This is a genomic window from Sphingobacterium griseoflavum, from assembly GCF_014653155.1.
GTDB classification, from domain to species: Bacteria; Bacteroidota; Bacteroidia; order Sphingobacteriales; family Sphingobacteriaceae; genus Sphingobacterium; species Sphingobacterium griseoflavum.
Map to the genome: position 1 here is coordinate 431141 of NZ_BNAF01000002.1, position 12321 is coordinate 443461.

Sequence of the window (12321 nt, forward strand, 5' to 3'; positions counted from 1 at the left end):
AAAGTGCTTTGATGTTTTTTGGGTTAGTGACTTTCATGCACAGGGCGCCCTGTTTTATTTTTTACTTTTAATTTTTCTTTTTCTGATGTACGATTATTTTAATGGAAAACTCGTTTTTAAAGCTCCAACCCATGTCATACTGGATGTGGCCGGGATTGGCTACCATATCCATATCTCACTAACCACCTACTCCCTTATAAAGGATCAGGAAAACTGCAAATTATTTGTGTCCTTTCAAGTTCGAGAAGATGCGCAAACCTTATATGGCTTTGCAACGGAAGGCGAGCGGCAACTTTTCAACCATCTCATATCTGTTTCCGGCATCGGCCCCAACACGGGACGCATGATGCTGTCTTCGATCTCCCCGGAAGAAATACAGGCGGCTATCATTAACGGGCAGGTTCAAATAATCCAAAAAATAAAGGGTATAGGACCGAAATCTGCGCAGCGCCTCATCTTGGAATTGCAAGACAAACTCAAAAAGCAAGGTCCCGATGCCTTAATGCCGCTCCCTATCGCGAAACAATCCATTCCGGAAGAAGCGCTGACTGCCTTGGTCATGTTGGGTTTCGGCAAGCCGCAGGCAGAAAAAGTGCTAAACAGCTTAGTGAGCAGTGATGCGTCCCTCAGCGTAGAAGCCCTTATCAAAGCAGCCTTAAAGCGACTTTAGACTTTCTCACTAATAAATATTATTCTATAAATTTTAACATATTAACTATTAAAAAAAATTAAAACAATTGGTTTTTAACGAAAATTGGTAGATATTTGTACCTAATCATTGATTAACTGCTTATGAAAACCTAATCACTGATTATTTAACTTATTTGCTGTTACTTGTTGAAGAAACCGATTCATTTGGCATTGCTATGCCTGCTAGGCTGTATCTTTTGTATTTGTTATGCCGTACAGGCACAACAGGTAACACCGGCATATGGAAAAAATGCTGATAGCCTAACAATCCCTTATCGGTTCAAGGATCACCCATTCTTAAAACTCCGTAAAACTTACGACCCTATTGATCTAGGCTATCCCACAAACATCCAGCGAGAAATCGAGTACGACCCTACAAGCAAAGCATACATCATAAAGGAGAGGCTTGGCAACAAACTGTATAGACCTTCCATGCACTTATCGTTAGATGAGTATAAAAAGTTCGAATTTAATCGCCTGCAAAAAAATTATTGGGAAGAACTTGCTGAAAAATCGTTGATGGAAGAGCGTAAGCGAAGATTGATTCCTATTTTGGAAGTCAGCAGTCCGACCTTTCAAAGAATATTCGGCGGGAATACCATTGAGATCACACCCCGGGGGAGTGCGGAAATCATTTTTCGGGGACAACGAAACACCAATGAAAACCCGATGTTTAACGAAATACAACGCAAACAGTGGGGATTTGACTTCGACCAAAACATCAATTTAAACTTAAATGGCAAGATAGGAGAACGCGTGAAGGTTAATGCGAATTTCAATTCGCGGGCACAATTTGATTTTGAAAATCAGATCCGTTTAGACTATGTTGCCGAAGACGATGCCATCCTTCGTCGGCTGGAAGTGGGCAATGTCAATATGGCCTTAAATAGCAGTCTTATCCAAGGGTCGGAATCTTTATTTGGCGTTAAGGCACAATTGCAGTTTGGAAAACTTTTCTTTACCGGAGTGGTTTCGCAGCAGCGATCAAGACAAAAGGAATTCACCATAAGCAATGGATCCCGCGACAGCAATATCGAACTAAATCTTGACGATTACGAAGCCAATCAACATTATTTCTTAAGCCAGTACTTTCGCGACAACTACAACCAGGCCCTTTCGCTAGCGCCCATTATTACCACAAATATTAACATTACGCAAATCGAAGTTTGGGTAAACAACCGATCCAATAGCTACGAAGAGGCTCGCGATGTACTCGCATTATTGGACTTAGGTGAATACACGCCCTATAACAGCAGTATCACGCGTGGCAATGTACGCAATCCATCAACGGGGCTTCCCGGACAAAACAGCGCTCAGGTATCCAACGACCTGCTTCGTCTGTTGGGCGAAAACGGAAGACAATCAAGCGGCACTTTTGTACAGAGCTTTTTTGCCCCAACGGGCGGAACCGACAACTACGAAAAACTAACCTATGCGCGCAAATTGATTGAAGGAAAGGACTATTTTCTGAACGGCAAACTGGGATATATATCCTTACTTTATCCGCTAAACCAAGATCAGGTACTTGCCGTGGCCTACCGCTACCTTTTGAACGGTGTCGAGTATCAAGTGGGTGAATTCAGCACGGATATTCCCGTTACGCCATCCAACCCCACTATGTTGTATACGAAACTTCTGAAAGCATCCACGTTGAAGACGAACTTGCCCACGTGGAATTTGATGATGAAAAATATCTATTCCCTTAATTCGTATAATATTTCCAACAACAACTTCTACTTGCAGATATACCGAAAAGAAGATGAAACCGGCACGGACCGCCCTTCTATGTTTGAAGGTATACGGACACAAGGCAAAACATGGTTACAAATTACGGGTTTGGATCGCTTGGATCAAGCTCAGGCAGCCAATCCAGACGGTCTTTTCGACTATATGGAAGGCATTACCATTGATGCCAAACGCGGGAAGCTAATTTTTCCGCTTGTTGAACCCTTCGGTGTCGACCTCGCGCGCCAGTTTGCTGCAGGAGAAGAAACGTTATCGGAAAAATATACCTATCCCGAACTGTACCGCTTAACGAAAGTAGATGCACAGCAGAAATTCCCGAACAAGAACAGGTATATCCTTCGTGGCCGCTACAGTTCCACTTCCGGAACGGAGTTCCAACTGGAAGGATTCAATATACGACCCGGATCGGTGCGTGTGATGGCGGGTGGCATGCGCCTAGAGGAAGGACAGGATTTCTACATCAACTACGAGCTGGGCACCTTGCGTATTCTAAATGAGGCCATGGTCATGGGCGGCACGCCAATCACGGTGAGCATGGAGGATGACGCCATGTTTGGGCTGCAACAAAAAACCTTGATGGGCGGACGTTTTGACTACAGGCTGAATGAAAAGCTACACCTCGGTGCCACCATAATGAACCTAACCGAAAAGCCGCTCACAGAGAAAGTGAACATCGGGCAGGAACCGATGTCCAACACGATGGTCGGTGCCGATATCAGCTACAACAGCTCGTCGAGATGGTTGACACGTATGGTTGATAAACTTCCTTTTCTAAGTACGAGAGAAGAATCCCAAGTTTCCTTTTATGGGGAGTTTGCACAACTTATCCCGGGCCATCCCCGTGGGTTAAACACCGCCAATGGCCGAACAGGAACAACCTATATCGATGACTTTGAGAACAGCGTTTCCTATATTGATATTCTCGGCCGAAATGCTTGGCAGATAGCGGGCACGCCGCGGATGTTTTCCGAATCCAACCTAGTAAATGAGCTGCAATACGGATTCAACCGTGCACTACTGGCGTTTTACAATATCGACCCGGTATTCTACAACAACAGTGCACTTACCCCCGCCAATATAAGCAACGCCATGCGCTCGGATCATCGCGTACGCGAAGTACTCGAGCGCGAGATCTTCCCATTTAAAGAAAGTAGGACGGGCGGCGCAATCTTTATCAACACACTGAATATGGCGTTCTACCCGATGATTCGCGGGCCCTACAACTACGCTACGGCAGGGCTTAACAGCGAGGGGCGGTTTACCGAACCTCAAACTAAATGGGGCGGTATATTTCGTAGCCTTGACCAAACGGACTTTGAAGCGGAGAATATTGAGTTTTTGGAAATGTGGATGATGGATCCAACGCTTACCAATCCCGGAAAAGCTGGGGGGGATATCTTTTTCAATCTCGGAAACATCTCGGAAGATGTACTGAAGGATGGCCGAAAGTCGTTGGAAAATGCCATCCCGCTTACGGCAGATCTTTCCCAAATCGACCAAACAAACTGGGGATATGTCGTCAAAAACCAACCGGTGATACAGGCCTTTGACAACAACAACAGCAATAGGTTAAAACAAGATGTAGGATTAGACGGTTTAAGCAATGCCGAAGAAAGTACGTTCTTTGGACAATTTTTGTCGCAGCTGCAAGGCGTTCTTTCAGCAGAAGCCTACAACAGGTTGGCCAATGACCCTTCATCCGACGATTACCGCTATTTTAGGTCAAACATGTTCGATCAGCAGGCTGTAGGCATCTTAGAGCGCTATCAGTACTACAATGGTTTGGAAGGCAACTCGCGCACCAATGAACAGTCGCAACTTGACTTTGGTGTAGAAACTTCTGCAAATACCCTGTTGCCCGATGGTGAAGACCTCAACAGAGACAATACGATGAATGAGATCGACGAATATTACCAATATCGTCTTTCGACGAGACCGGAAGATATGGCCGTCGGACGAAATTTCATCGTAGATGAGGTCATATCAGATGTCAAACTTGCAAATGGCAATACGGAAAGCGTGAAATGGTATAAAATTCGTATCCCGATCACGGCCTATGAAAGCAAGCAGGGAGATGTGAACGATTTCAAAACCATCCGCTACGTACGTATGTTTATGACCAACTATGCCGACACGGCGATCATGCGCTTCGGAAGATTGCAGTTCATTCGAGGAGAGTGGCGACGCTACAACAATGAAAATGCTGCAAACAAAGTGATCAGCGACCCCAGCATGGGCCTTGTACCTTCGGACAATTCGACGTTCAATGTGGCCAATGTGAACATCGAGGAGAACGGAACAAGGAGCCCTATTCCTTATGTCGTTCCGCCCGGCATCAACAGACAAGTGGATTGGGGCAACAACAACTACAACGTACAGCTGAATGAACAAGCCTTAAGCATCGATGTACAGAACCTGCGCGATGGCTACGGACGAGGTGCATACCGTACGGCCAGCCACGATTTCAGGCCATACGGCAACCTTGAGATGTTTGTGCACGCAGAAGGCGAAAACCTGCGAAACGGTGACTTCCGTGCCTTCGTACGTGTCGGAACAGACGACCGATTTAACTTTTACGAATACGACATGCCGTTGCAGATCACCCCCTATGGCACAACATCTGTGGATTTGATCTGGCCGCAGGCAAATCGGATGCTGATTAAGATCGATCAATTAACACAGGCCAAAATAGCACGGGATGCGGCGATGCGCAACGGCGCTCCATGGCCCTTGGACGTACCTTTTGAATATATAGACGGCGAGGTCAAGATCACAGTTGTCGGTACCCCCGACATCGGCAAAGTCAGGTACTACATGCTGGGGATCAAAAATCCTTTGCAAGGCTCGGCAACAGCAACAGACCTGGATGATGGCCGCGATTTGAGCGGCGAGTTTTGGTTTAACGAGCTTCGACTGACAGATTTTGACGACCGTGGTGGATGGGCCGCGACAGCACGTATGGACATCAAACTCGCGGATTTTGCGAGCATAGCGATTACCGGAACAAAAAGTACCATCGGATTTGGTGCCATCTCGCAGGCCATGAATCAACGAAAAAGGACGGACGACCTCTTCATGGACATTACCACCAACGCAGAGTTGGGCCGATTTTTCCACCCCCGACATGGCATTACCATCCCCTTTTACTTCAATTACTCCCGACAGATCGCTACCCCGGAATACGACCCTTATAATCCCGACATCAAACTCAATACGGCTCTAGGAGCGCTATCCGTCAATCGCAGAGATTCCCTCTTGCGCCTGGTACGCGATCTTACAACGAGAAAAGCATTCAGCTTTATGAACGTGCGGAAACTACGCACTGATAATACACGGCCCCTGCGGCTATGGGATATCGAAAATATCAGCGCGTCCTATGCCTACACCTCCTATCAACATTACGATTATAATATCGCGATGTCGACCCAACGTACCTACAGAGCTGCCTTGGACTATCAGTTCAGTAATCCAGACCTAAAATTCCATGAACCGCTAAAAAAAGTAATCAAATCTAAAAATCTCGCGTTCATACGGGATCTTAACTTTAACCTTCTACCTACTTTAATTAATTTCCGATTAGATGTGAACCGTATTTACAATGAAAATACGATGCGTGACAACACATCGGACAATGTCTTGCCCACCTATTATAACAAAAACTTCAACATGAATCGTATTTATGGGATCAGTTGGGATTTAACAAAGTCGTTACGGCTGGATTTCAACGCTACGAACTACAGTATCATTGACGAACCTGCCGGCCGGATCGATGGTATCAAGCAGGATACCATGTGGCGAAACTTTTGGAAAATGGGCCGAACCACCGATTACAACCACATGATGAACCTGACGTACACCCTGCCGATCCACAAAATCCCGTATTTGGAATGGGTGAATGTCATTACGCGTTATGGAACGCAATTCAACTGGCAAAGCGAACCACTTCTAGCCATACAAAATGACGCAATCAGTATAGGCAATAGTGTGCAGAACAACCGAACCATCCAGATTAACCCCAACCTGAACTTCGGTAGCCTGTACAATAAATTCAGCTTTTTTCGGGACAACACCCGCCGAGATGCTCACGGGCCAAAAGCGATCCTTGCCCAGCTGTTATCCGCATTACGGACCATCAATGGCGCATACACAAAAAATGAAGGGCAGTTCCTTCCCGGATATCTACCCCAAACGAACATGCTGGGCTATGATTTTGATCGTAATGCGCCGGGATGGAACTTTATTCTAGGCAGTCAATCCAATATACTTGATCGCGCACTTGCCAACGGATGGATATCAAAAGACTCGCTGCAAACCCGTATGTACGCCAAAACATATGCGGAGAATCTCTCGCTCGTGACGAACCTAGAGCCCTTCAGAGGCTTGCGGGTAGATCTTATTTTCAATAAAATTGATAATTACAACTATACCGCTGCGACCCAGTTCACCAGCGACGGACTGTTGGAAAGCGTCACGCCTTATCGGACAGGAAATTACAGCATCACCCAGATTGCTATTCGGTCGGCATTCCGTAACCATAGGGAGCTATTTCAGCGTTTTGAAGAAAATCGGGTAACTATTTCGGAGAGACTAGCCGCCGGAAACCCAAACTCCGTGGATCACGTGGATGACGAAATGTTTGCCGATGGCTACGGCAAGGCACAACAAGATGTGGTTGTGAACGCATTTTTAACGACCTACTTGGGGCATGATGTCAACAGCAGCGCCCTGAATAAAAAACCTAGCATGCCTCTACCCAATTGGCGCGTAGCTTACACCCAACTGGCAAACCTGTTGGGACTTACCGACGTCTTCACCTCTATTGCGCTCACCCATGCTTACAGTTCGCTCTATTCAATTAGTGGCTACAACGCTGTCTTACGCTATAAAGAAAGTGACGGGATGCCCTTTGAACGGGATGCAAACAACAATTTTCTGCCTGAATTTCAGTATGAACAAGTGTCTATCCTCGACCAGTTCATCCCGCTCATTGGTGTCGACCTCCGCTTTGCCAACAACCTCGCTGGAACCTCCGAATGGAGACGTGTAAAGAACTTGAACTTCTCGGTCACCAACGGACAGATGTCCATGTTAATAGAAAATTCGTTCGTGTTGGGCGTGGGGTACAGAAAGATCGGGGTACAACTTCCTTTTGGCCTGCTTCGTGATAAAAAATGGAGCAGCGATATTAACTTCAAACTGGACGTTGCACTAAATGATCGAAAGACAATCGTTTACCGATCGGATATACAGGACGCAGAAATATCTGCCGGAAATAAAAGTATTAGCCTGAATCCCACATTGGACTGCGTTATCAATCAGCAATACAATATTCAGCTTTTTTATAATTCCAACGTTGTCAGGCCATACACCTCCCAAAATTTCGCGACATCCTATACCAACTTTGGCGTCAATTTTCGTATTTTTTTCCAGTAACGACGTGCCCTATATGTTAACCTCTGCATGACGTAGATTTATTTAAAGTACATTATCTTTGTTGCTCGAACGACAACATATGGCAGAGGATTTAACAATTGCAACCGGAACAAAAGAACAGCAATATCAATTATTGACCAAACAAATTGCGGCTTTGCTGCTGGGCGAACAGGATCTCATTGCCAATATGGCGAATGTTGCCGCGGCTCTAAAGGAGCAATTTCACTTTTGGTGGGTAGGGTTTTATCTGGTTAAGGACGACCAACTGGTCTTGGGGCCATTCCAAGGGCCTGTGGCCTGCACGCGCATTGCCTACGGAAAGGGCGTTTGCGGCGCTGCTTGGCAAAAAGCTGAGACGCTGATCGTCCCAGATGTAGACAGCTACCCGGGTCATATTGCATGTAGTTCTCTGTCAAAATCCGAGATCGTCGTCCCGGTATTTGCGGAAGGAACTTGTATCGCTGTGCTAGACATAGATAGCGAACTTCTGGCGCATTTTGACACAATCGACCAACGGTATTTAGAAGAAATCGCTAAGCTTTTGGCTTGACCCAATCTAGACTTGCTGGCGATGCGCTAAGGGGTCCCCATTTTTACGTCCCATACTTTCACCAGCTTGTCGTCTCCAGCCGTAATAAGCCTGTTACCACACCATGTAGCGCTATTGATTGATAAGCGGTGTCCATCGTAGCCCCGATCTAAGCTGACATGCTTTAGCAAAGCGCGCGTCGACCGATCCCAAATTTTGATGGACTTGTCCCGACTTATGGTTGCAAAAACAGGGTACACAGGATGCGGCAATATGCCATACACCGTAAACATATGAGGGGTCAAATCGTTAACCAATGTCAAGTCCTTTTGATGGAGCTGATAGAGCTGCGCGTCGCGTCCGCCCGAATAGAGGTAGAGGTCATCGACCGCCAATGCAGTGACCGGCATACGGTGCACTTTACGTTTTTCGAGCTGCTTAAAATCAATTAGATCATATAAATAAAGGAAACCATCTTTGTCACCGAAAACCAACTGATTGCCCACGCGGTATGGCTGTATCGCGCGCACCGTGGTCGATGACACCCGGAAACGGTAAAGCAAATCAAAACTATCCAACGACCAAACGTAGGCAACACCTTCTTCTCCAATTGCAATGATTTCCCCCTTGGTCGATAAACTACATACTGCAAAAATGGCTCCCCGCTCCACGCGCATCTTTTTCACCAACCGTTGCTGCTGCACATCAATACACCAAACCTCACCATTCCGAAGGCCAGCAAGCAACAGGGAGGTATCGGGAATGAGCTGCAAGGAGTAAACAGAAGACGGCACAGCTGTTAAAATACGTTTAAAAGCCCCATTTTTTAAATCCCATTCAACAATGCCCTTATCGTTTCCAGCCGTAAATAGACTGTCTACCGTTGGGTCACTTGCCATCGCAAAAATGGGGTTTTGATGCCCTGTTAACGTGGCGGATAAGGAGATATCGATTGTAGTCATAGTAAAAAAGTGCTGCACAAATATACAGCACTTCACTAGTTTTTATGTCATTAAAAAGCTAAGTCTATTGATGTCTGCTTTCCAGATTTTTAGCCAGGGTTTTTAAATCAAGGCCCTTCTCTCGCACCAAAACAAGGAGATGAAAGAGCAAATCTGACGACTCATTGATAAAGTCGTGCTCCGTTTCCGCCAACGCCGCAATGACCGTTTCTACGGCTTCTTCCCCTACCTTCTGCGCGATCTTATTGATCCCCTTTTCACGTAGCCTGTTCACGTACGATTCTTCGCTTGGATAAGCATATCGATGTTGCACGATGCGTTCGAGAGCCAATAGAAAGTTTTGATTATAATCTGTCTGGAAACAGCTGCGCGCGCCCGTGTGGCAAGTGGGCCCTGCCGGTATCACTTTTATCAGCAAAGTGTCTTGATCGCAATCCACATGGTGAGACACCACCTGCAAAACATGACCGCTTTCCTCTCCCTTTGTCCACAAGCGATTTTTACTGCGCGAATAGAATGTGACACGTCTTTCCCGTTGGGTTTTCTCCCACGCTTCTTCGTTCATATAGCCGAGCATCAACACCTCAAGTGTTTGGTCATCCTGTATAACGACGGGAATCAAACCGTCCCCTTTTGCAAAATCTAGCATATTGAAATCTAAAAAATTAACGATAAAAGTAAAGCCATCTTTACTTTACCAAAGCCCTATCTAACGACCACCCCCTCTTCGCGCAAGGTGCGCTTCAAATCCGGAATCAGGATTTCGCCGTAATGGAATACTGACGCGGCCAAAGCCGCGTCCACGTTTGCCTGTTTAAACGTTTCTACAAAATGTTGCTGTGTTCCTGCGCCGCCAGATGCGATAAGCGGTATATGAATGCGGTCATTGATCTGTTTCAAAAACACATTGTCAAAACCGTTCTTCGTACCATCATGGTCCATCGAGGTCAGCAGGATTTCTCCGGCTCCGCGATCTGCGGCCTCCAAGATCCATTGATCCGTTTCGAGCTCCGTTTTATCGCGTCCACCCCGCAGGTACACAAAATTACGCTCATCCGTGAAACGGGTGTCCACAGCTACGACAACGAATTGTCGTCCGAAAGATTTCGCCAAATCGTTGATCAACTGTGGGTTCCTAACCGCCGCCGAATTGATCGAGATTTTGTCAGCCCCAGCATTCAACAGCAATTCAGCATCGCGCAACTCGTTGATCCCCCCGCCAATCGTAAAGGGAATATTTACCTGCCGCGCTACCGCCTTGACCAAATCCAGCGTCGTTTTACGCTTTTCATGCGTCGCCGTAATATCTAGAAAAACCAACTCGTCGGCTCCCTGTTCCGAATATTGCCAAGCCAACTCCACCGGATCACCTGCGTCACGCAGGTCTACAAAATTCACCCCTTTCACGGTCCTTCCGTCTTTCACATCCAAACAGGGAATGATACGTTTGGCTAACATATTAAAAGTTAATGAGCGATTTTAGATTCCAATCCTTGATCTCTTCAATCGTGATCTTTTTTTCGTATATAGCCTTGCCCACTACACAAGATTCCATACGTCCCAGCGAGCTCAGTGCTTGGATATCATCCATGGAACTGATCCCTCCAGAACCGATCAACTTAATGATCGGTGAATGATCCAATAATTTTTGGTATAGCTCGACACCTGCGCCGCCCAACTTTCCGTCTTTGCTGATATCGGTACACAAAAAGCGAAAGAAACCAAGTGCCAAACATTTGTCTATGTAGGCGATCAGCTTTATTGGCGAACTTTCCAGCCAGCCCGAATACTTGATCACTTCATCCAAGACATCTATCGCAATAACAATATGATCCGCATATTTAACCCGCCCTTCATTCAACTTACTAAGCTCCTCCAAAAAGGTCGGATTGGTGATTGCCTGCGTGCCGACAATGACGCGAAAAATGCCTGCATCAACAAGTTCCTTTACCTTTTCGATGCTACGAACGCCGCCGCCATACTGGACTTTCATATCCGTTTTTCGGATAATATCAAACAAATACTCCTGATTACTGAAATCGCCCTTTGCGCCGTTCAGGTCGATGATGTGGACAATCTCGGTACCGTTTGCGTGGTATTTCTCGATCTGTTCTTCCAACGAAATTTCATAGGTGGTGACATCGTCATAATTACCTTCTCTTAAACGGACAACCTTTTTGTCCAAAACATCGATTGCAGGAATGATATACATACTTAAATAATAAGTTAAAATTCAAAAAAATTAAACACAACTATCTGTAGCCAACCAATTAGCATACAGCCGTTAAAGATATTAAAAACAAACCATATACCTATAGTTTGGCGAAATTTAGCAGAACTTGCTCGCCTGCCTTCCCAGATTTCTCGGGATGAAATTGTACACCGAAAAAATTATCCTTTTGTACTGCCGCAGAAAAATCCAATCCGTAATGGCAAAGTGCGGCCGAGCAGTTTACATCTACCTCCAAAAAATAGGAATGCACAAAATAAAAATAACTGCCATCAGGCACATCTTGAAAGAGGGTGTTTGTACCCGTCGAAAAAATGCTATTCCAGCCCATATGTGGAACCTTCTCGCTGATACGTCCGTCAAAATGTAACGTTCGCAACGGCATAATGCCTAACATATCGGCATCGCCTTCCTCCGAAAAAGCACTTAGCAATTGCATGCCTACACATATTCCGAGTACCGGTTTCTCTAGCTTGCTAATCTGCTCCACCAAGCCCGACTCGGTTAACTTTCGCATCGCCGTACCGGCATGCCCCACACCGGGAATGATAATCCGATCGAAGTGAGCAAAATCACGCTCTTCGTCAACCATGCCATAGGCTACCCCGATTCGATCCAGCGCCGCCGTTAGCGAAAATATATTCCCTGCACCGTAATTTACTATTCCTATCATGTTGTTTGCATTGGATATTACATAAGCCGATTTTTCTGCCGTGCAAGAGGCTTCACAA

At 46.0% G+C, this 12321-nt stretch carries 8 protein-coding genes; 3 read left to right on the top strand and 5 right to left on the bottom strand.

The window, feature by feature from the left end:
- Window positions 1–85 precede the first annotated feature (85 nt).
- From ruvA to msrC, 3 genes are all read left to right on the top strand, one after another.
- A complete protein-coding gene (ruvA, locus tag IE165_RS03910; RefSeq protein WP_189625350.1) occupies window positions 86–670 on the top strand; it encodes a Holliday junction branch migration protein RuvA in 585 nt (194 codons plus the stop codon).
- A 167-nt stretch (window positions 671–837) separates the two neighbouring features.
- Complete coding sequence (gene sov / locus IE165_RS03915; protein ID WP_189625291.1) at window positions 838–7869, top strand: T9SS outer membrane translocon Sov/SprA; 7032 nt, start codon at window positions 838–840, stop codon at window positions 7867–7869.
- Window positions 7870–7948: 79 nt separating this feature from the next.
- Window positions 7949–8419, top strand: a complete 471-nt coding sequence (msrC, locus tag IE165_RS03920; RefSeq protein ID WP_189625292.1) for a free L-methionine (R)-S-oxide reductase MsrC — start codon at window positions 7949–7951, stop codon at window positions 8417–8419.
- Window positions 8420–8445: 26 nt separating this feature from the next.
- Here the strand turns inward: msrC and IE165_RS03925 are convergent, their stop codons facing one another.
- The 5 genes from IE165_RS03925 to hisH form a co-directional block, all read right to left on the bottom strand.
- Window positions 8446–9360 carry a WD40 repeat domain-containing protein gene (locus IE165_RS03925; RefSeq protein WP_189625293.1) on the bottom strand — a complete coding sequence of 305 codons (915 nt, stop codon included), beginning with the start codon at window positions 9358–9360 and terminating at the stop codon, window positions 8446–8448.
- A gap of 64 nt (window positions 9361–9424) precedes the next feature.
- On the bottom strand, window positions 9425–10009 hold the full coding sequence (gene hisIE, locus IE165_RS03930) for a bifunctional phosphoribosyl-AMP cyclohydrolase/phosphoribosyl-ATP diphosphatase HisIE (protein ID WP_189625294.1): 585 nt from the start codon (window positions 10007–10009) through the stop codon (window positions 9425–9427).
- 56 nt (window positions 10010–10065) lie between these two features.
- Window positions 10066–10818: an imidazole glycerol phosphate synthase subunit HisF gene (hisF, locus tag IE165_RS03935; protein WP_189625295.1), complete on the bottom strand. Its 753-nt coding sequence runs from the start codon at window positions 10816–10818 to the stop codon at window positions 10066–10068.
- A 1-nt stretch (window position 10819) separates the two neighbouring features.
- Window positions 10820–11572, bottom strand: coding sequence for a 1-(5-phosphoribosyl)-5-[(5-phosphoribosylamino)methylideneamino]imidazole-4-carboxamide isomerase (locus IE165_RS03940; RefSeq protein WP_189625296.1), 753 nt, complete (start codon window positions 11570–11572; stop codon window positions 10820–10822).
- A 100-nt stretch (window positions 11573–11672) separates the two neighbouring features.
- Window positions 11673–12263 carry an imidazole glycerol phosphate synthase subunit HisH gene (hisH, locus tag IE165_RS03945; protein WP_189625297.1) on the bottom strand — a complete coding sequence of 197 codons (591 nt, stop codon included), beginning with the start codon at window positions 12261–12263 and terminating at the stop codon, window positions 11673–11675.
- Window positions 12264–12321: the final 58 nt, after the last annotated feature.